The sequence below is a fragment of the Chitinophaga nivalis genome, from assembly GCF_025989125.1.
In the GTDB taxonomy this organism is placed as follows: Bacteria; Bacteroidota; Bacteroidia; order Chitinophagales; family Chitinophagaceae; genus Chitinophaga; species Chitinophaga nivalis.
Map to the genome: position 1 here is coordinate 773,905 of NZ_JAPDNR010000001.1, position 21,164 is coordinate 795,068.

At 46.9% G+C, this 21,164-nt stretch carries 19 protein-coding genes; 9 read left to right on the top strand and 10 right to left on the bottom strand.

Annotated features, from left to right (window positions below; translation table 11 throughout):
- Positions 1 to 41 precede the first annotated feature (41 nt).
- The 3 genes from OL444_RS03255 to OL444_RS03265 form a co-directional block, all read right to left on the bottom strand.
- Entirely contained in the window at positions 42 to 1,280 is a 1,239-nt protein-coding gene (locus OL444_RS03255) for a M16 family metallopeptidase (protein WP_264734668.1), read from the bottom strand.
- Positions 1,281 to 1,404: 124 nt separating this feature from the next.
- Positions 1,405 to 2,343: a retropepsin-like aspartic protease gene (locus tag OL444_RS03260; RefSeq protein ID WP_264734667.1), complete on the bottom strand. Its 939-nt coding sequence runs from the start codon at positions 2,341 to 2,343 to the stop codon at positions 1,405 to 1,407.
- Between the two features lie 13 nt (positions 2,344 to 2,356).
- A complete protein-coding gene (locus tag OL444_RS03265) occupies positions 2,357 to 3,583 on the bottom strand; it encodes an aspartyl protease family protein (RefSeq protein ID WP_264734666.1) in 1,227 nt (408 codons plus the stop codon).
- Between the two features lie 135 nt (positions 3,584 to 3,718).
- On the opposite strand from OL444_RS03265, the gene mqnC reads away from it, so the two are divergent.
- The 3 genes from mqnC (at position 3,719) to OL444_RS03280 (ending at position 6,335) form a co-directional block, all read left to right on the top strand.
- The gene (mqnC, locus tag OL444_RS03270) at positions 3,719 to 4,843 is read left to right on the top strand and encodes a cyclic dehypoxanthinyl futalosine synthase (RefSeq protein ID WP_264734665.1); all 1,125 of its coding nucleotides are present in this window, start codon (positions 3,719 to 3,721) and stop codon (positions 4,841 to 4,843) included.
- A gap of 176 nt (positions 4,844 to 5,019) precedes the next feature.
- Entirely contained in the window at positions 5,020 to 5,649 is a 630-nt protein-coding gene (locus tag OL444_RS03275) for a hypothetical protein (protein ID WP_264734664.1), read from the top strand.
- 143 nt (positions 5,650 to 5,792) lie between these two features.
- Positions 5,793 to 6,335, top strand: a complete 543-nt coding sequence (locus OL444_RS03280) for a GNAT family N-acetyltransferase (protein WP_264734663.1) — start codon at positions 5,793 to 5,795, stop codon at positions 6,333 to 6,335.
- On the opposite strand, the gene OL444_RS03285 is transcribed toward OL444_RS03280, so the two are convergent.
- A complete protein-coding gene (locus OL444_RS03285; RefSeq protein ID WP_264734662.1) occupies positions 6,317 to 7,792 on the bottom strand; it encodes an amino acid permease in 1,476 nt (491 codons plus the stop codon). The genes OL444_RS03280 and OL444_RS03285 overlap by 19 nt on opposite strands.
- A gap of 82 nt (positions 7,793 to 7,874) precedes the next feature.
- Positions 7,875 to 8,738, bottom strand: coding sequence for a hydroxypyruvate isomerase family protein (locus tag OL444_RS03290; protein WP_264734661.1), 864 nt, complete (start codon positions 8,736 to 8,738; stop codon positions 7,875 to 7,877).
- A 214-nt stretch (positions 8,739 to 8,952) separates the two neighbouring features.
- Between OL444_RS03290 and OL444_RS03295 the strand changes: the two genes are divergently transcribed.
- On the top strand, positions 8,953 to 9,234 hold the full coding sequence (locus OL444_RS03295; RefSeq protein WP_264734660.1) for a hypothetical protein: 282 nt from the start codon (positions 8,953 to 8,955) through the stop codon (positions 9,232 to 9,234).
- Between the two features lie 80 nt (positions 9,235 to 9,314).
- Here the strand turns inward: OL444_RS03295 and OL444_RS03300 are convergent, their stop codons facing one another.
- Positions 9,315 to 12,164 carry a TonB-dependent receptor gene (locus OL444_RS03300; RefSeq protein ID WP_264734659.1) on the bottom strand — a complete coding sequence of 950 codons (2,850 nt, stop codon included), beginning with the start codon at positions 12,162 to 12,164 and terminating at the stop codon, positions 9,315 to 9,317.
- A gap of 33 nt (positions 12,165 to 12,197) precedes the next feature.
- Positions 12,198 to 12,953 (bottom strand): hypothetical protein, encoded by a 756-nt coding sequence (locus tag OL444_RS03305; RefSeq protein ID WP_264734658.1) that lies wholly within the window; start codon positions 12,951 to 12,953, stop codon positions 12,198 to 12,200.
- A gap of 225 nt (positions 12,954 to 13,178) precedes the next feature.
- Here OL444_RS03305 and OL444_RS03310 point away from each other — a divergent pair, with 225 nt between their 5' ends.
- Together OL444_RS03310 and OL444_RS03315 are read left to right on the top strand one after the other, a co-directional pair.
- Positions 13,179 to 14,579: a sensor histidine kinase gene (locus tag OL444_RS03310; RefSeq protein ID WP_264734657.1), complete on the top strand. Its 1,401-nt coding sequence runs from the start codon at positions 13,179 to 13,181 to the stop codon at positions 14,577 to 14,579.
- A 24-nt stretch (positions 14,580 to 14,603) separates the two neighbouring features.
- Positions 14,604 to 15,290 (top strand): response regulator transcription factor, encoded by a 687-nt coding sequence (locus OL444_RS03315; protein WP_264734656.1) that lies wholly within the window; start codon positions 14,604 to 14,606, stop codon positions 15,288 to 15,290.
- Here OL444_RS03315 and OL444_RS03320 read toward each other — a convergent pair.
- Positions 15,287 to 16,129 carry a sensor histidine kinase gene (locus tag OL444_RS03320; RefSeq protein WP_264734655.1) on the bottom strand — a complete coding sequence of 281 codons (843 nt, stop codon included), beginning with the start codon at positions 16,127 to 16,129 and terminating at the stop codon, positions 15,287 to 15,289. The genes OL444_RS03315 and OL444_RS03320 overlap by 4 nt on opposite strands.
- Before the next feature lie 97 nt (positions 16,130 to 16,226).
- On the opposite strand from OL444_RS03320, the gene pheS reads away from it, so the two are divergent.
- The 3 genes from pheS (at position 16,227) to OL444_RS03335 (ending at position 19,267) form a co-directional block, all read left to right on the top strand.
- Positions 16,227 to 17,255, top strand: coding sequence for a phenylalanine--tRNA ligase subunit alpha (pheS, locus tag OL444_RS03325; protein WP_264734654.1), 1,029 nt, complete (start codon positions 16,227 to 16,229; stop codon positions 17,253 to 17,255).
- A 96-nt stretch (positions 17,256 to 17,351) separates the two neighbouring features.
- Positions 17,352 to 18,203 (top strand): 3-hydroxyacyl-CoA dehydrogenase family protein, encoded by an 852-nt coding sequence (locus OL444_RS31885; protein ID WP_264734653.1) that lies wholly within the window; start codon positions 17,352 to 17,354, stop codon positions 18,201 to 18,203.
- 74 nt (positions 18,204 to 18,277) lie between these two features.
- Positions 18,278 to 19,267: an NAD-dependent epimerase/dehydratase family protein gene (locus OL444_RS03335; protein WP_264734652.1), complete on the top strand. Its 990-nt coding sequence runs from the start codon at positions 18,278 to 18,280 to the stop codon at positions 19,265 to 19,267.
- Here OL444_RS03335 and OL444_RS03340 read toward each other — a convergent pair.
- Positions 19,253 to 19,933 (bottom strand): hypothetical protein, encoded by a 681-nt coding sequence (locus OL444_RS03340; protein WP_264734651.1) that lies wholly within the window; start codon positions 19,931 to 19,933, stop codon positions 19,253 to 19,255. The genes OL444_RS03335 and OL444_RS03340 overlap by 15 nt on opposite strands.
- 153 nt (positions 19,934 to 20,086) lie before the next feature.
- Entirely contained in the window at positions 20,087 to 21,034 is a 948-nt protein-coding gene (locus OL444_RS03345; RefSeq protein WP_264734650.1) for a UDP-3-O-(3-hydroxymyristoyl)glucosamine N-acyltransferase, read from the bottom strand.
- Positions 21,035 to 21,164: the final 130 nt, after the last annotated feature.

Below are 21,164 nucleotides of genomic sequence, written 5' to 3' on the forward strand. Positions count from 1 at the left end.
TGTATCTTTTTTATACCAGCATGAGGGTAATATCCATGCTATCAGTTAGCTGCATGGTAGTAAATGGTATTGGAGTTTTTCTCATCGAAAAGCTGTTGGGCTTCTTCATGGAGCTCTGCTGCCGTTACTACTTCATAATTTTGAAACTCCTTGTTCATTAATTCCGCGTCGCCTAACAGCTCATAGAAAGCCAGGTTGTTGGCACGGTTGAGCAAGCTCATATCTTCAAAGGCCAGCAGGCTTTCCACACGGTTTTTTACCTTTTGTAATTCCCGTTCCGGAATAATCTCCTGTTGCAGCTTTTCGAGTTCTATCTGGATCGCTTTTTCGGCGTCTTTCATTTTTACACCTTTCACCAGTTTGCCTTCAATGGTCAGCAAGCCGGCATCCAGTGTACCGAAGTGGTAACAGTCGATATTGCTGAACAGTTTTTTCTCTTTTACGAGCGTCTGATGCAAACGGGAGGAGCTGCCGCCACCGAGGATATCGGAGATCAGGTCTGCCGCATAATAACGTTTGTCGGTACGGGCATGCATATGGTAGCATTTATACAAAGCATCCAATGGCACATTGGCCTTTACTTCCAGTTTATGGGCAGCTGTCTGCACCGGTTCAACAGGCAGATTACGGACGTATTTTTCCCCGGAAGGAATATCGCCGAACCATTTTTCTGCCAGTTCTTTTACCTGTGCTACGGTTACTTTACCTGCCACGGAAAGAATGGCATTAACCGGACGATAGAATTTAAAGAAGAAGGATTTTACATCATCCAGTTGAGCATTTTCAATATGCGATAATTCCTTGCCGATGGTCATCCAGCGATAAGGGTGACTGGAGTAAGCCAGTTCCCGCATTTTGTGCCATACATCGCCATAAGGCTTATTGATATAGTGTTCTTTAAACTCTTCAGATACTACCTTACGTTGTACATCCAGACTTTTTTCGCTGAAAGCCAGGGATAACATCCGGTCGCTTTCCAGCCAGAAGCCGGTTTCGATATTTTCTGCGGGTAGCTGTATGTAATAGTTGGTCAGATCGCTGGTGGTGTAAGCGTTGTTTTCACCACCGGCCATTTGCAAAGGCTCATCATATTCAGGAATATTGACGGAGCCACCAAACATCAGGTGTTCAAATAAGTGCGCAAAGCCGGTTTGTTCAGGATTTTCATCCCTTGCGCCTACATCGTACAGCACATTTACTACAGCCATTGGGGTTGTGTGGTCTTCGTGGACCACTACCCTGAGTCCGTTAGCCAGTGTGAATTTATTATAATGAATCATATGACTGTATTGGTGAGAAGTAAAAATAAGGATAAAAATAAGGAATAACGAATTGCTACCCGTGGATTTGCAGGCAGATGAACGGATAAGCGGTTTATAACAGGTATATCTACACGTTGGCTGCTTATTGCTGTTTCCCTTTGGGGAGCTCTATATAGAGCTCTTTTTTATCGTAATTTATCGTGACGGTAAACTGTTTCCAGACGTCGAAACCAATAGCACCGGCTACTTCCGTGAATACCCCCAGGTCGTTGATATCTTTACAATAGCTGACCGGTACGCTGCCGATGGGGTATCCGCCCAGTTTCAGCTCCGATACGCTGCTGTTGGTATAGGTTAATACTTTTACCATGTCCTGTACCCTATCGGTACTCAGGGTTGGCAGCCGTTCGTGCAGCCGGTACTTTTCCACATAGGGCCAGTTGAAAAGTATACCATAGTCGCCACCGGTGGTAATGTGATAGTGGCCGGCCAGGTTGCTGCCATCAGGCAGCTGAATAGCGGCTTCTATTACGGGTGTTGTAAAATTCAGCTGGAAATGTAGCAGGCGGCCGGTATTACTTGTTGGGGTGCTTCCCTGGCGGAATAGCAGGAGTTGTTGCTGGAGATAATCAATTTTTACGATGTAGTTTTTCAGCAGGGCGATACCGATTACTCCATCTACCTGGCCCAGGTTATCGAGATTTTCCAGATAGGCACTTACGTAGGGCATCCTTACTTCTTTGAAATACAGGGCATTGAGGGTAGCCATCGGCGTTTTGATCATGGCGTTGTTGGTACCACTCATGAATCCCTGCCGGCTGCTGCCCAGTTTTAATCTTTCTGCAGTGCCGCTATGTAGTACGGTCACTTCTGCCCCGGTATCAAAAATAAACCGCAGGGTATCGCTGCTGCCGGAAAGGGTTACAGGAATGATTACCTGTTTGCCTTTTAACTGAAAAGGGATGACGGCCAGCGGTTTTTTATTATCTATGACTGCGGTGATACCCCTGCGTTGTGCGGTAGCGGGTAAAACGGCAAAGCAAAAAAGCGGGATGATTACTATCCAGGAATAACGCCACATGCCACAAATAACGTTAAAGAATACTTTTTATTGGCAACTTTTTAATAATCAGGTCATTGTCCCGGCTGATCAGGATGATGGCTTTAGAACCGATGTTTTTCAGGATTTCGCGGAAAAGCTGGAGGTTGGCGCCCAGGTTGTTGTTAATAGCCATGATGATATCTCCTTTCCGGAAACCGGCTTTTTCTGCCGGAGAATTTTTAATCACATCGGTTACTTCCACCCGTCCGTTGATGAGGTAGATGATCAGCCCTGTGTAGGAATAATCAAATGCATCGCGGTAATGGGAATTGGGTACCAGGTAAATTTCCTTTTTGGCGTAGTTGAGCGTGATGTTGAACCGGCGTAGCAGATCGTTGCCAATCATGCCTCCCAGAAAGGGATAGGCGGTTACATTGCTTTTGTCGTCGAAGATATAGGTGGGTACATTGCGGAAGGCATAGTTGCCGATCCGGAATTCGGATACCGTAGTCAGCGACATTTGCATTTTACCTCCCAGACCCTGGGCTTCTGTTTGTATAATCTTTTTGCTGCGTTTCCGGCGTTCCATGATGCTGCTGTCTTTCACAAACTGCGTAGATAACAACAGGCACATACCGGCGCCGGTATCGAAGTAATAACGGTTGTTGATGTATTTTTTGTTGACGCGCAGCGGCGCAGATATCAGCGGAATCTGTGTGAGGGAAGGGCGCAGCAGTTGTCCACCTTTGGGATAGTTAAACCTGCCCTTTGAATAAATGAGGATTTCTTCTGTATCGTAATCAACGGTTACAATATACCGGCTAAGTAAACTGAAACCAATGATACCATCTACCTGAATACCATACACCTGGCTGATCAGCTCATAATCGTTGATATGAAAATCGAGGCTGTCGATATTGAGACCGGGTAACCGTAAGGTATGATGCATGGCGTAGGACACCGGTTTGGCGCCACCCAGGCCTTTGATGATTCTGTCAGAAGGCGTATTGGTAATACCCATCTTTAAACAGGTAGCGGTATCCAGCGAAATACCGGCACTGCCGGTGTCGAGGATGAATTGCAGGGTATCCGGATAGTTACTGACCAATGCCTGTATGACTACTACCCCACCGTAATATTGTTTAAAATGAAAGCGGGTAATCAGTGCAGATTCTTTGGTACTATCGTTGTCAAATGTATTATTTACTGCGCGTGCAGCAGAAGTGATACCGGTTGTTATCAGGAGGAGTAATAAGCAAAACAGATTTGGTCTATGCATACAGTGGAAGCAGGGATGTCGTGATTACCTAAATTTAACACTTAAAACTATTCATATTAAATTTTTTTTATTAAAGGCGGTTAGTTCCCGAAATACTACCTTTGTTGCCGTTATTCAGAGATTGAAACTTAGTACATGGAACTTCAGGACTTATACAAAAAGGCGCAGAATTTTGAGTTTCTGACAGCAGCGGAGGGGGTCTTCCTATTTGAAAACGCCCCACTGGCAGAACTGATGCATATTGCCAACGAGCTACGTAAACAGCAGGTACCGCACGGCAAGGTCACGTGGCAGATAGACAGGAATGTGAATACGACGAACGTGTGCACGGCCAACTGTAAGTTTTGCAATTTCTATCGTATCCCGGGCCATAAAGATGCTTACATCACACAGATTGATGAGTACAAGCGGAAGATAGAGGAAACCCTGAAATATGGCGGCGATCAGCTGTTGCTGCAGGGTGGCCACCATCCGGAACTGGGCTTACGTTTTTATGTAGACCTGTTTAAGGAGCTGAAACAATTATATCCCGCATTAAGATTACACACGCTCGGGCCCCCCGAAGTAGCGCATATCACCAAACTGGAGAAAAGCACGCACATAGAAGTATTGCGCGCCTTGCAGGAAGCGGGTATGGACAGCTTACCCGGCGCCGGTGCAGAAATACTGAATGACCGTGTGAGACGCCTGATCTCCAAAGGTAAATGTGGTGCACAGGAGTGGCTGGACGTGATGCGGGCAGCACATAAACTGAATATTGCTTCTTCCGCTACCATGATGTTCGGACACGTGGAAACCGTGATGGAACGTTTTGAACACCTGGTGGATATCAGACAGGTACAAAGCGAAAAACCAGAAGGACACTACGGCTTCACTGCCTTTATCCCGTGGACTTTCCAGGATGTAGATACCTTGCTGGCACGTATTCGCGGGGTACATAACATGACCACTTCCGAAGAATATATCCGCATGATTGCCATGAGCCGCATCATGCTGCCCAATATCAAAAACATTCAGGCATCCTGGTTGACTGTAGGTAAACAGGTAGCACAATTGTGTTTACATGCAGGCGCCAACGATTTCGGTTCTATCATGATCGAAGAGAATGTGGTAAGCGCGGCGGGAGCTCCGCATCGTTTTACCTACCTGACTATGCAGGAAGCTATCCGGGAAGCAGGCTTCGAGCCGCAGCTGCGTAACCAGCTGTATACCTTCCGGGAATTACCTGCAGCGATCGAAGAACAGGTAATCGATTATTAAGACCGGTTATTACGATCCATATTGATTACGCATTCCAGATAAATACAGCCTGTATTTATTTGGAATGCGTAATTTTTTTTATATCTAAAATTATTGTTAAACCCTCTCCTGCCCTGTTACAAAACAGTGATTACTACGTCTAACAGATACTAACCAATCAAAACAAAGGAGGGACTATGAAAAAGCTGGGTTTAATAATGGCAGGTGTAGTAATCATGGCACTGGGCGCCTGTTCAAGTACAAAAGTAACATCTTCCTGGCGGGCCAATGATGCGAAACAGCTGCAAAAAGAAAATAAAATTATGGTAATGGCCCTGGTGCCGGAGAAAGACCGTTCCCTCCGGAGCCAGATGGAAAGTTATACGGTAGCAGCGTTGAAGAAGAAAGGCTATAATGCGGTATCTGCTTTACAGGAATATGGTCCGCAACAACTGGGCAAAATGTCTGAAAAGCAAGTGCTGCGCAAGTTACAAGGCAGCGATGTAAACCAGGTAATGACCATTGTTATGCTGGATAAAGGGAAAGAAAAAAGTTATGTTCCAGGCAGTATGTATCAGCCTTATGGTTATTATGGATTCTGGCCTTACTACTCCAGGTGGTATTCCCGGATGTATGATCCCGGATACTATACCTATAATACCAAATATCAATGGGAAGGCAACCTGTATGACCTCAACAGTGGCCAGCTGTTGTATAGCGTACAATCGCAGTCATTTGATCCGCCCACAACCGAGAGAATGGCCGTACTGTATGCCCAGCAGGTCGTAAAAGATATGTATAAACATCAGTTGCTGGCCAGTAACTGATGCCGGATTTATCCGTTACCGGCGGGTAGTTGCAGCCTTGCAGTATAAGGCTGGCAGCTACCCGCCGTTTTTTTTGCCGCCGCAGTGCGGGTTGGTTTTTCCGGGAAATCGATGTATGTTTAATCCCGCTTTTAAATCCGGATATGTTCGAAGTAAACGTTAATGAAAACTTATTCCTGCGGCAATTACAACTGCAGGACGCCCCGCTGGTATATCAACAACTGGATATTTCCCGTAAAAGCCTGCGCAGATTTTTACCCTGGGTGGATTACAATACCAATGAAGAACATTCCCGTCGTTTTATTCAATTGATGTTACGCAAGGCCGAAGAACAGGAAGCCGTTGCGCTGGGGGTCTGGTATCAGCAACAGCTGTGTGGTGTGATAGATCTGCATGGCTGGGATCACCAGTTGCAGAAAGCTGAAATCGGCTACTGGATCAGTGAACCCTTTCAGCGAAAAGGGATTGCTACGGCGGCGTGTAAAGGACTGATCACCTATGCTTTCAAAAAGCTCCGCCTGAATAAAATTGAAATACGTTTTGTATTGCAGAATGAACGCAGCGGGCAAATCCCAATTAAACTGGGATTTGCCAAAGAAGGTACGTTACGCCATAGTGCCAAACTGCATGGGCAGTATGTGGATATGGTGGTAATGGGTATCCTGCGTCAGGACTGGAAATTCTGATCGTTGCCCGCTTCATGTTTCCGCACTTTACTGTGTTTCTTACCATAAGCGAAATAAATCACCATGCCGATAGCCATCCAGATGATCAGGCGCAGCCAGGTGTCCAGTGGCAGAAATACCATCATGCCTACACAGGTAAGGATACCCATGATAGGAACGAAAGGTACCCAGGGTGTTTTGAACGCGCGGGGTGCATCCGGCATGGAATACCGCATGATCCACACGCCGGCACAAACGATTACAAATGCGAGGAGGGTACCAATGCTGGTCATCTCCCCTACTACTTTAATCGGGACCAGTGCGGCAAATAAACTGATGAAAATACAAAACAGGATATTGGATTTCCACGGGGTACGGTACCGGGGATGTATGTCTGAAAATATTTTAGGCAACAGTCCATCTTTGGACATGGAGTAAAATACGCGGGATTGTCCCCAGAGATCCACCATGATGACAGACGTATACCCAATGATAATGGCCAGCATAATCACCTGACCAAGCCATTTGAAAGGAGTATGTCCAATGGCTACTGCCACGGGCGCTCCGCTGTTCTTAAATTCGGTATACGGCGCCAGTCCGGTCATGACGTGGCTGAACAGTATGAAGAGCACAGTACAGATGGCCAGAGAGCCTAATATCCCGATAGGCATATTCCGACGGGGATTTTTGGTTTCCTGTGCAGCTGTACTCACGATATCAAATCCCAGGAACACAAAGAATACAACCCCGGCGCCCCGGATAATACCGGAGAAACCAAAATGCCCGAATTCTCCGTTGTTGGCGGGTATATAAGGGGTCAGGTTAGCTGGTTGTATATACTTCCATCCCAGGGCGATAAATACCAGTACCACCCCTACTTTTAAGGATACCACCACGGCATTCCAGATGGCAGAACCTTTGGTACCGCGCATCAGGATAAAGGACATTAAAATAACCACCAGGGCAGCAGGCAGATTCAGATATCCGTGTGCGAGCGTACCATCTGCCAGCTGGAAGGTTTCAAACGGAGAATGCACCAGCTGCGCCGGTACGATAATATTATAGCCTTTCAGGAACTCCACCAGGTAATTAGACCAGCTGATAGATACTGTTGCCGCCCCTACGGAAAACTCCAGTACCAGATCCCACCCGATGATCCAGGCAAACAGTTCTCCCATAGTGGTATAGGCATAGGTATATGCGCTTCCTGCTACGGGAATCATAGACGCAAATTCTGCATAACACAGGCCGGCAAAGGCGCAGCCTACCGCTGCTACTACAAATGAAAGTGTTACGGCCGGACCGGCATTGTTGCCGGCGGCTAATCCGGTCAGGGAAAAGAGCCCCGCACCGATGATAACGCCCAGCCCCAGCATGACCAGCTGAAAACCACTAAGCGTACGTTTAAGGGTATCCTTGCTCTCGTCTGCCGATTCTTTAAGCAGCCATGATAAAGGCTTTTTGTAGTACTGTTTCATGTTATTACTCTACTGTTTTGGTGGACTAGTGGGCGCAAAAGTAGGATAATTCTGTTTCTGAAACTAATTATTTCGGTTATCATTAACTGATATCGCAGATCTGTATGGCCTGGCGCAGGGACGCGATCTTGTCAGGGCCGGCTGGTACGAATTCCTGGGCCACATACCCTTTAAAACCTGTTTCGTAAATCGCTTTCATAATAGCCGGGTAATACAGTTCCTGGGTGGTATCAATTTCATTCCTGCCAGGTACGCCGCCGGTATGGTAATGTGCAAAACAGGCGTGGTGCTGCCGGATATGCCGGATCACATCTCCTTCCATAATCTGCATATGGTAGATGTCATACAGCAGCCTGAAATTAGGAGAACCTATTGATTCACAAAGGGCTACCCCCCAGGCAGTATGATCGCACTGATAATCCGGATGATCTACTTTACTGTTCAGCAACTCCATGACAAGGGTGACCTTTTTCTTTTCTGCATAACTGATAATGCGCTGCAGGCCTTTGACACAATTTTCCAGCCCTTGCTGGTCGTCCATGCCGTTGCGGTTACCAGAGAAACAAACCACATTGGAAAATCCGGCTTTGGCTGTTTCGTCGATATAATATTTGAAATAGGTTACCAGGGCGTCATGGTGGGCGGGCGTGTTAAACCCTTTTGTAATCCCCCATTCCGGGCCGTTGGTGGCTACCAGGGCGCAGGTAAGGTCATACTTTTGCAGGATATGGAAATCTGTTGGTTCCACCAGGTCGATTGCCGGAATACCGATTTGCCGGGCTTCCCTGCAAAGATCTTCCAGGGGCATGTCATAACACCAGGCGCACACGGAGTGGTTGATTTTTCCATTGAGCGGCGTATTGGTTGCTGCTGCTGATAACGTGGGAGCGAATGCTGTGGCAGACTTTTCTTTGAGCATATCGCGGAGGGAGTTGTCCTCGTGCATACTTGATGGCTTTAAAACAGGATTGAATTTAGGTGAAATAACGGGTAGTAGCAAGTCCTGCATGAGGATAACCCGAAAAATAAACGGGAAAATACGCATTTTACTTTTCAAGTGGAACCAACGGTGGCCGGATGGCGTATATATCTTAAATTGCACTAAGAATTATACTTTGGTAAGTAATTTGTTTATTGGTCTTGAAAAAGTGGAGGTTGATATGGAAAAAAAATATACTCCCAATTTGTGGATCTGTATTATCATGGATCTTCTGGGTTGCGCCAGTTACGCTGTTCCCGTTTTAGGTGAAGTTGGCGATTTTGTCTGGGCACCCATTTCCGCATTTATTTTTTATCGCATGTTTGGTGGTTCCATCGGTACTTTCGGAGGTGTGTTTAATTTTATAGAAGAGTTATTTCCGGGTACCGACTTTATCCCCACGTTTACCATTTCCTGGATCTTAAAACGTATCTGGGCATCGAAACAGGCGGTAACTGTGTGATTATACAGCATCAGCAGGTAAGTTATAAGGAGAAGATAGCCGCGGATTATTTCCGCGCTGATCTTCTCCTTATGTTTTATTTAGAACCGTGTCCGTTGGAAACGGTTGCCACCACCACCCGGCATACTCATTCGCATATTCCGGTCGCCTCCTTTGGTGTTGCCGCCAAATTTATTCAGGAAATAAGTGAAGCTGACCATAAAATACTGCTGTAATACATTGCTTTGTACGTCTTCAATATAGTTATCACTCACACTGCGGGAAACATTCACATATTGCCGCAGCAGATCAAATCCCTGCACTTTTATCATCCCCTGTTTTTTAGGAAACACATATTTGGAGATATTGGCGTTCCACATGGTGGAGGTCAGGTTATAACCTGCTGTGCGTCCACGGTTCAGGGTACAGGTAACATCGCTGCCTATCAGGAAGCCATAAGGCAGGTTGATGTTGAAATCCAGATTGGCGTTGAAGTCCAGGTATTGCGTATTCTGGGATTGTGCCAGCGTATAGCTGGTAGCGTTATAATTAACACTACCGCCTATGGCAATGTCCAGCAATTCCTTGTACATGTAACTTACATTGGCTGCTTGTGACAGCAACAGGCTTTTGCTGTAGTTCATTTGTCCGTTGGTAATATTTACATCACGGCTGTAGCTCACGGTACTGCTGGTATTCAGGTTTTGTCCCGGTGTTTTAGACAAGGGTATGGAGTTGTGCAACATACCCCGCACAGTGAAATAACCATTTACGTTGACAGGCTTGCTTACCTGGCGGCCTTTTTCATCCAGAGACGTGGCATTGATAATTTTGTTGGAACCAAAAGTACCATTGAGTGAAGCAAACATCCCCCGGAAGGTAATGTTGTTAAACTGATTATAATTAACAGACAGGGTATTGCTGAAAGACGGCTTCAGGTCAGGATTACCCAGCTGTATATACAACGGATTACTATTGTCCGGTACGGGCTGTAGTTGTTGTACGGTAGGTTGCTGCGTACTACCGTTGTAGTTGATACGTAACCGTTTGTTTTTGGCAAACGTATAGTTGAACGTGGCATTAGGTGCAAAGTTAACCGTGTGTTGTTGTATCAGACTGTCTTTACCCGTGCGGAAGGAATAGGTATTGTTGTCGAGATTATTGAACAATACATTCAACCCGAAGGAATAGTCGTATTTCAGTTTGGTGGTACGCAGTGTCAGCCCCGCCTGCTGATTCAATGTGCTGTTGGTGAAAGCATTGCTCAGCGAATCATTCAGCTGGCTGTAGGTGTTTTTACCGGCATCAAAATCGTAGGTGTATTTGGTGCTGTTGCTGTTGTATTTGGTGACGCCATAGTTTACTTCCAGGTAGCGGTCTTTAAATACCGGTTCTGTATAGGTCACATTTACACCGGCATTACGGCTGGTGGAATGTATATCATTCAGCTGATTGAAGGTGACTACGCTATCCGGATTGAAATACGTAATGGTAGACCGGTTATAGTTTTCCTGATCGTTGGTGGTGTTATTGTAGGAAAAATTAGCCGTAAAGGTGCGCCCTGCCTTTTTGAACTTCTTCCTGAAAAGCAAGGTCCCGCCCAGGTTCTGGCTGTTGCCGCTGCCTTCATTGATCGTCATACCCTTGTTGATTGTATCCCGCTTGCTGTTCAGCGACTGATAATCTGTGATGCTGTTGCTGCTGGCATTGGTGAGGGAATAGGTAGGCGAAAAAATCAGGGAGTGCAGTGAATCTATCTGGTATTCCACCCGGCCGAAAAGGCGGTTGTTGCTGTTATCTGTCAGCGATTGTGCATTATTGTTATAATAGTTGGTACTATCCGGTAAAAAATTCTGCCGGGCTGTTTTTTGTTTGATGTCTGTTTTGGTATCGTTGTAAAAATAGCCGCCATTAACGATAAGGTTTTTGCCATAGGTCTGGTTGAAATTAAGACCGGCGTTCCAGTTGCGGGTAATACCGGCATTGTTGCCCATGCCCATACTTTGCTGCATGGCACGCATCGCGCTGCGGCCTCCCCCGCCTCCGCCACGTCCCCCGCCTCCACCTCCGCCGCCAAACGACATTTGGTCCATCATGGAGTAACCCAGGTTATTCACATTGTTACCACCAGCCAGTAAAGACATTTGCTGGTTTTCGCGGAAGCGGTTCAGGCTAAGGTTGCCGCCGAAGCGATCGTCTGTGCCATAGCCGGCGGTTGCCCGGCCGAAGATGCCTTTCTTTTTATCTTTTTTGATGACGATATTGATGGCCTTTTCTGTTTGTCCATCATCGATCTGCGTAAACTGTGCCTGATCGGATTTACGGTCTATGACCTGTACTTTATCAATGATATTGGCTGGCAGATTTTTGGTGGCCAGTTTGGGATCGTTGCCAAAGAAGGGTTTGCCGTCTACAAAAACTTTGGTCACTGTTTCGCCGTGCGCGGTGATGGCGCCGTCTTTATCTACGGTTACACCTGGCAGCTTTTTGAGAAGATCTTCCACCACGGCGTTCTCCCGTGTTTTAAAGGCATCTGCATTAAACTCCAGGGTATCTTTTTTAACGACGATGGGAGGTTTTTCTTCCCGTATTTCCACAGCATGCAGGTCTACGCCTTTGTGTTCCATGGCGATGTTGCCCAGTGCCACCAGTTTGTGGCTGGTGTCGATGCTGATGGGTTTGTTGACGGGCTGGTATCCCAGGAAGCTTACATACAGGCGGTAGTTGCCGGCAGCCACATTGGATAGTTCAAAGTTACCTTTGGTATCTGTCATAGTGGTGGCAGCGACTGTAGAGTCTCTTGCGTGCAATAATACAATGGTTGCTGCCGGCATGGCCTCCTTAGTGGTTTTATCGGTGAGCAGTCCATTGATTTTTCCAGGTTGCGTTTGCGCAACAGCGTGCAGTATTCCCAATATGCCGGTGAGCAGCAATAATAAGCGTTTCTTCATATAAATGAGCAGGAAGGGAAGATAAGGATGATTTTACATTTGTGATTGCCGCTTACGTAATTTCTCCATTTCCTGTTTCCTGAGTGCCTTTAGCTGATCAGGGGAAATGCTGATGGCGTTGGCAGGCAGCACCAGCTCCCGGGCATCGACTGGCTGGAGGCGCACACTGGTTGCCGTGAAGCCGCGTTTGCTGCCGGTGGCCGCCAATACTACCGCATTGCTGTCTGGCAGCAGGCCATTAATAGGCGAAAAAGAAAACGGCAGTTCGGTGGTATACCACACTGTATAGTTATCATCTTTCAGCTGTATGGTGGTTTTCCGACAGGTGTATCCGGCAATTTTTTTCGTTTTCCCGCCGGCGGCATCGCCGCTGTTGATCAGGAAGTCTTCAGTGGTGTAATAGGTGGCCGCTGTATCGCCGGAAGTTGTGAACAGGTGCAGGAATTTCCGCTGCGCGAGGTCGGCATAGAGGGCATTGTTGCCCCGGAACCTGGCGCCTTCCCTGCGGGGATAACGGCTGCTGTCGCCGATGTTGCCGCCACCACGGAAAGCGGGTCTTTCGGTAACCAGTTTGCCGGTCTGCTTGTTAAAGGTGAAGGTTTGCCGGAAGGTGATGAGGTCTGGTATCTCAGGGGCTTCTTCCTGGTTGCCGCGGAAGCCGCGCATCCGTTCCGGATCTGTTTTGGTGGTTACTTCGTATTCGATAACGCCGGAAAGCTGTGCAGATACCGGCTGTGCTGCCAGCAGCGAGGCCGCTGCCGCCAGTAATAAACGGATCGTTCTTTGCATAATGGTTGTTTTATGTTACAAATGTGCGCATTCGGGCGTGCTTATTGGGTTAAAAAGCTTTATTTACTGTTATTTATTGTTAATAGCAGCCGGCTTCCGTTAATCTTCCTTATTTATTGTTAATTACTGTTAAGGAGATGACCTGTTTTACCGCGGGAATAGATAGTTTTGCCAGGATATCAACAAATCCTTATGCGACAACGAATCAGGAACATACTTATGCTTATGTGCAGCTGCATCCTCGGTATCTTTTTGTTCCAGGGTTATTGGTTGTATAATTCCTACCGTATCCGGGAAGAGCAGTTTAATAAAGAGATTAATGAGGCGTTACGGACAGCGGTATTTAACAAGCAGTTTTCGGATGTACGCCGGTATATCCGCTATTTCGGTAAAGATAAGGATTCCTTAAGGGTGCCTATGAAAGGGCTGGCCAATCAGCTGGAGGAAATCGGGGTTCCCCGAGGCCGGCGGCACAGTCACGATAAGCTGCCGCCACCACCGGGTATCAGGGAGCTGACTGCCGGAGATTCTCCCAAACGGATATACGTAGATACCCTGGCCCGGCAGATTTCAGAATTTCTGGTTACCAACAACCTGCACGACGACAGTACCAACCTCAAAAAACTGGATTCTGTTTTCCGGGTAGAATTAAGCAGCAGACAAATCAATACCCCTTATCAACTCGATACCTTCCACCTCAGCTACAGCGGATTTGAAAGAGAAACATTCCGGGATAGCATCCGCAGAAGAGAACCCCGGCAAACCAGTAAAATTCCTTTTAATCCGGCCAGCAGTCTTTTTGTGAGAGCGAGTTTCGATTCTCCGCTCCAGTTTATTCTGCAGAAGATGATGTGGACATTGCTCAGCTCTGTCGTGTTACTGGTACTTACCACGCTTTGTTTTATCTACATGTTGCGTACGATACTCAAACAAAAAAAGCTGTCGGAAGTAAAAAATGATTTCATCAACAATATGACGCATGAGCTGAAAACACCTATTGCTACTGTATCTGCAGCGGTGGAAGCGTTACAGAACTTCAATGCGTTGAATGATCAGCGGAAAACACAGACTTACCTGGATATTTCCAAAAATGAACTGCAACGGTTGTCTGATCTGGTGGAAAAGGTATTGCATATTGCTGCAGAAGAAAAAGAAGATATAGAGCTGTTCCGGGAGCCAACAGACCTGGATGAAGTGATTGATAATATCCTTTCCAATCATCAGCTGAAAGCGTTGAAACCACTGCAATTACGCTATGATAACAACCTGTCCGGACAAACTGTTTTTGTGGATAAGGGACATCTGTCCAATGCCATCAATAACCTGGTGGATAATGCGATTAAATATTCAGGAGAACAGGTACAGTTATATATTCATACCAGTATCGAAAACAAGATGTTGAAGATCCGGGTAAAAGATAATGGTATTGGTATTCCCAGGGTATATCTGGAAAATATTTTCGATAAATTTTTCCGGGTACCTACCGGCAACCTGCATAATGTAAAGGGTTTCGGGCTGGGGCTCAGTTATGTGAAGAAGATTGTGGAAATGCACGGCGGTAGTATCCGGGTACATAGTGAACCGGAAAAGGGCACAGAGTTTATGATTATTATTCCCATTGCATAATATCAAATCTTATAAAACAGGTTTATGGCAAAAGTATTACTGATAGAAGATGAATGGCAGCTGGGGCAGATTGTGAAAGACAGCCTGGAAATGCGGGGATTTGAGATGCTGTACGCAGCAGATGGAAAAGAAGGATTACGGCTGTATCAGCAGGAGCATCCGGATGTAGTGGTATTGGATATTATGATGCCCAATATGGATGGATTTACGGTGACCGCGGAGATCCGGAAAACCGATAAATATACGCCGATCATCTTCCTGACAGCCAAATCACAGACGGCAGATGTGGTAAAGGGTTTTGAGCTGGGTGGCAATGACTACCTGAAAAAGCCGTTCAGCATGGATGAGCTGATTGTACGTATTAAAGCGTTGCTGAAACGTTTCAACGATCATCCGGGTGTAAAGGAAATAGAAGAAGGATCGGTGGCAATCGGGCAATATATGTTTAACTATACCAAACAAACGCTTTCCCGCAATAATGCTACGGAGTTCCTTTCCCACCGGGAGGCAGAAATACTCCGGCGGCTCTATGATAACAAGAATGAAGTGATGGAGCGAAAAACGGTATTGCTGGATCTCTGGGGAGACGATAATTTCTTTAATGCCCGCAGCATGGATGTTTTTATCACAAAGCTCCGGCGTTACCTGAAAGACGATGCCCGTGTTCAGATTGTGAATATCCGCGGAGTGGGTTATAAGCTTATCTTCTAGTATCCTGTTATCATATCGTCGGTTACCTCAAAAACGATATGTACACAGGTACCGCCGGCCGTTCCGTTGGGGCCGGGAATATCGCTGATATCTATATTAAACCGGCTGTGGTACATGTTACGGTACAGTTCGGCCCTTTCCATACAGAGTTCCATACCCCGGGAGCGGTGGCGTACCGCTTTCAGTCCTTCCGGCAGGCGCTGGCCCGCCAGTGCGCGGCCAATACCATTATCCGTTACTTCACAGCAAAAGAGCTGTTCATTTATTTTTTTCCAGTGGATGTGCAGCTGCCGGTCGTTTTCTTTATTCATGAGACCATGCCAGATGGCATTTTCGAGGAAAGGCTGGATCAGCATACCCGGTACCGGCAGTACGGACGGAGAAATCAGGGGATCTATCTGCAGCGTATAGTCGAAGCCGTTATTGGTACGCATTTGTTCCAGCTGCAGGTAATATTCCAGCATATCTGCTTCTTCCTGAAGGGTGATAAACTGTTTATCTGCCAGCATGAGCATCATGCGGAGCAGCCGGGCAAAACCCGAAATGTAGTCCTGGGCTTTGGCGGTTTCGCCGGTTACGATGGTATTATGGATGCCGTTGAGGCAATTGAAAAGAAAGTGGGGATTGACCTGTGCTTTGAGGGATAGCAGTTTCTGGGCTGCCAGTTGCTGCCGGAGCAGCTCCATGTCTTCCTGGCGGCAGGCAGCCAGGTGGGCAGCAGCACTGTATCTGCGGTGCCACACGCGACTTCTGGACATGTAGTGGATAAGGCCCAGGAAAAGCAGTAACAGGCCCGTAACGGTCAGCGTGATTGAGGGAGTGGTGAGAGTCACAGTCATATGTGCAATTAGCTACTGAAAATATACATCATTTCCCAGAAACAGGGATCAGGAGATAAGCACCGGTTTTACTGCTAATCGCTTATCTTTGTCGTTTATGGAACAGTTAGTACAGCAAATAGCCACCTATAAGGAGGAAATAACGGCTTTTACGCCTGCCAACGCGGCCGATCTGGAACAGTATCGTATTAAATTTCTGGGTACAAAAGGTATCGTGAAAGCCCTTTTCGGGGAAATGAAGCAGGTACCGAACGACCGTAAGAAAGAATTCGGACAGATATTAAACGAATTTAAACAACTCGCAGAATCCCGCTACGAGGAGTTTAGTGAACTGAAAGAGTCTGCCGGTGCAGCCTCCGGTGATATCGATTATACTTTACCGGCTACTCCTCACAGGCTGGGTACCCGTCATCCTATCAGTCTGGTGCGTAATAAAATTATCCGCATCTTCGAAAGACTGGGCTTTACCATTGCGGAAGGTCCGGAGATAGAAGATGACTGGCATAACTTCACCGCCCTGAATCTGCCGGAAAATCACCCGGCGAGAGATATGCAGGATACTTTCTTTATCAGCAAGAATCCGGACTGGCTGTTGCGTACACAAACTTCTTCTGCCCAGGTAAGGGTAATGGAAGCAGGTAAGCTGCCTATCCGTATTATCAGCCCGGGAAGAGTATACCGCAATGAAACCGTTTCTGCCCGTGCACACTGCTTTTTCCATCAGGTAGAAGGGTTGTATATTGATGAAAATGTATCTTTTGCAGACCTGAAACAAACGCTGTATCACTTCGTGAAAGAGTTGTTTGGCGAAGATACCGGTATCCGTTTCCGTCCTTCTTATTTCCCATTTACGGAGCCTAGTGCTGAAATGGACATCTCCTGTTTCATCTGTGGTGGTACCGGTTGTTCCGTATGTAAACAAACCGGTTGGGTGGAAATCCTCGGCTGTGGTATGGTACATCCCAAAGTACTGGCCAACTGTGGTATTGATCCGGAAAAATATACCGGCTTTGCATTTGGTATGGGGATCGAACGTATTACCATGCTGAAATACCAGATCAAAGATTTACGCCTGTTCTCAGAAAATGATACCCGTTTCCTGGAACAGTTTGAAGGGACTGTATAGTTATTCAGATATCCGCTCCTTTTGATTTCATCCCGGGTATTAGTCAACCTGTTTACCTTTCAGATGAAATCAAAAGGATAAAAAATCCTCAGTCAAGTGGTACAATCTATTGCCGTATGCGGCGCAGGCACCATGGGTGCAGGAATAGCACAGGTAGCTGCTTTCAGTGGTCACAACACCGTATTGTTTGATATACAGCAGGCCGGACTGGACAGGGCCCGGGCACAGATCGAAAAGAGTTTACAGGGCGCTGTTGATAAAGGGAAGCTGACCGCCGAAGTAAGAGCGGCTACGTTGGAACGTATCCGATACGTTGCCACCATTGAAGACTGTGTGGCTGATGTCATCATTGAAGCCATTGTAGAACGCATCACGGCCAAAACAGCGTTGTTTAGCCAGCTGGCAGCGATCAATACACCGGAAACGTTGTTTGCCACCAATACTTCTTCTTTATCGGTTACTGAAATTGCAGCTGCGCTCCCGGTAAACCCATCGAGGGTGGTGGGCATGCACTTCTTTAATCCGGCTCATCTGATGAAGCTGGTGGAAGTAGTGAGTGGGAAAGAAACTTCACCGGAAGCTGCGGAAAGCATTTTCCAGCTGGCATTGAAAATGGGTAAAACGCCGGTTAGGGTAAAAGATTCCCCCGGGTTTATTGTAAACAGGGTGGCCAGGCACTATTACCTGGAAGCCATGCACCTGGCAGAACAGGGCAATACGGATTTCAGCACCATTGATCAGTTGCTGGAAAGTGCCGGCTTTAAGATGGGTCCTTTTGCCCTCATGGATCTCATTGGCAACGATATTAACCTGGCCGTTACACAATCACTGTATGATGCCTTTCAACAGGCCCCTCGTTTTAAACCCAATGTACTGCAGGAAAAGCGGGTACAGGAAGGTAAGCTGGGACGCAAAACAGGATTGGGTTTCTACCGGTATGAACAATAAAATGCTTTACCTGCCCGAATCACAATAATCATTGTTACTTTTGGGCCTTCTCTCGTAAAAAGAATATAATCTTCATGATTTTAGTAACCGGCGGAACAGGTTTTTTAGGTAGTTATTTAATTCGGTCTTTAGTCGATGCAGGCAAGCCTGTACGGGCATTGTACCGTAAACAACCTTCTCCCCGGTTGCAGGATATTGCCGATAAAATAGAATGGGTACCCGGTGATATACTGGATGTATGTGCACTGGAAGATGCGATGGTGGGTATTACCCAGGTATATCACTGTGCGGCAGTGGTATCTTTTCTGCCTGCAGACCGCAGCAGGATGCTCCGCATCAATGTGGAAGGTACGGCCAATGTGGTGAATATGGCGTTGGATGCCGGCGTTAAAAAGCTATTGCATGTAAGCTCCGTTGCGGCCATTGGCCGGGCGAAAGAAGGGGGCGCTATTAATGAAGACTGCGAGTGGGAAGACAGTAAAAACAATTCACAATACAGTATCAGTAAGCTGCAGGCAGAAATGGAAGTGTGGCGGGGAATCGCCGAAGGCCTGGATGCCGTGATGGTGAATCCTTCCATTATTCTGGGGGCCGGCTTCTGGGAAGATGGTTCCGGCGCCCTGATCAAAAAAGCCTGGAATGAATTCCCGTTCTATACGGAAGGGGTCAATGGTTTTGTGGATGTACGGGATGTGGTAACAGCGATGATACAGCTGATGGACAGCGATATTATCGGAGAGCGGTTTATTCTTTCGGCCGATAACTGGAGTTACCGGCAGCTGTTTACTACTATGGCGGCATCATTACAGAAAAAGCCGCCGCATATCGCCGCAAAACCCTGGATGACGGAAGCCGTATGGCGTGTAGAAAGGCTCAAAGGACTGCTCACTGGCAAACACCCGTTAATTACCCGGGAAACAGCCCGTACTGCCCGGCTTAAGGTGTATTATGACAACAACAAGATCCTGCAAACCTTACCCGGATTTGACTTCCGTCCGCTGGCAGATACTATCCGGGATATTTCTGCCGCGTTTTTAAAAGATCAGTCATTACTTCAACAATAAAGCCGCGATGGCTGCGACCAGTGTTTTGGTCAATTCCGGGTCGGTTTCTTTTTGTATCCACACCCGGGGCTTCTCTCCTCCCGGAATGACGGCAGCCACAGGCTGGCCACGATACTGGAACTCATAGCAGATATTTTCGTAGGAATTGACTTTACCGAAACGGTTATGGGCGGTAATCCGTATATCTGTTTCCGTGGTGCGCAGGATACCTGCCGGCTTATTATCATTCAGCTCCAGATAGGTAAGCGGTTTTAATATCATTTCCCAGCGTTTTAACGGGGCATTTCTGGTGCCGTTGATCAGCACGTAGCCAATGGCAGCATCATCGGACAGATTCTCCAGAAATGACGGCAATGAACGATTCCCGAAAGCAGCGCGGCGGGTGTTCATGGTTTGTATCAGTATTTTTTCATCATGACCGGTCAGGTAGAAACTAAAGGGATCTTTCGGATTTTTGATGAAAATGGTTTCTGTCAGGCCGTTTTTCCGGGAGGTGGTAGTATAGTCTTCCAGGGAGATCGTTTTGGCAGAGAACCAGCTATCTTTCTCTTTAACAGTCCATTGCTGGCTTTTGTGATACAATGAATGCTGTGAGCTATCCGTGTGTTGGGTGGTACTGCAACTAAACAACAGCAGCAAGGGCAAAGCCATAAAAAATTGTTTCATGAACAGGCGGTTATGCGTGATGAATAGAATGATGTTTTGTCGGCTGTTATCCGGTAACCCGGCGGTATTAAAGCAGCACAGCGAAGATACCGTTATGGGCGGATCTTCGCTGCGCAGTTTTAAGGAATATTCTAAACGGGAGAAAGTCTCCGGTTATTGCTTTTTCTTGATGATGTCCCAGATCTCCGGTATCCGTTTGATCCAGTTCAGTTCTTTCATTTTGGTCCGGGCACTTTCTGCCGGAGATCCAAAGTAAGCTTCACCACCTTTCAGGCTGGAAGGTACTCCGCTTTGTGCCATAACAATGGCTCCTTTGCCGATAGTCAGGTCTTTGGATATGCCTACCTGACCCCACAGGATTACGTTGTCTTCGATATGCGCCTTACCGCCCACACCTACCTGCGCTGCGAAGAGGCAGTTTTTACCGATAACGGTACCATGTCCGATGTGGATCATGTTGTCGAATTTAGTGCCCTGGCCAATAATGGTGTCGCCACTTACGCCTTTGTCGATCGTGCACCCCGCTCCTATTTCCACATCGTCTTCAATAATCACCCGGCCGCAGCTTTCCATTTTATCGTACATCACTTCACGGTTCGCTCTTTTCTTGAAATAAAAAGCGTCTGCACCGATGACAGTACCGGCATGAATGATGACGTTGTCGCCGATGATGGTGTGGTCGTAAATGGTAACGTTAGGATGGATCAGACAGTTACGGCCAATGCGCACATGATTGCCAATGAATACGTTAGGTTGCAGCACGGTGCCTTCACCTATCACTGCGGTGTCGCTGATGGCTTTTGTAGCCGGTTCAAAAGGGCGGTATTTTTTAACCAGTTTTATGTAAGCACTGAAGGGATCTTCGAGTACCAGCAATGCCTTCCCTTCCGGGCATGCTACCTTTTTGTTGATAATGATAATAGAGGCTGCAGATTGCAGACTGGCGTTATAGTATTTTTCAAAGTCAACGAAGGAGATATCTCCGGTTGTTACTTTATGTATTTCATTGATACCGGTGGCCAGGAGCCGATCGTTACCAACCAGCTCTGCGCCTATGAATGCTGCTATTTCCGTTATCGCAACAGGTGCTTCGAACTTCATATGATCTGAATTATTGAGTGATATTAAAGTGCGACAAAGGTAGTGAATCGGAGATAGCAATGAAGAAAATGTAGTTGTATCATGATGACAACCTGTGAAATTTGAGGTGCTGTTATCCACAATTATTTTA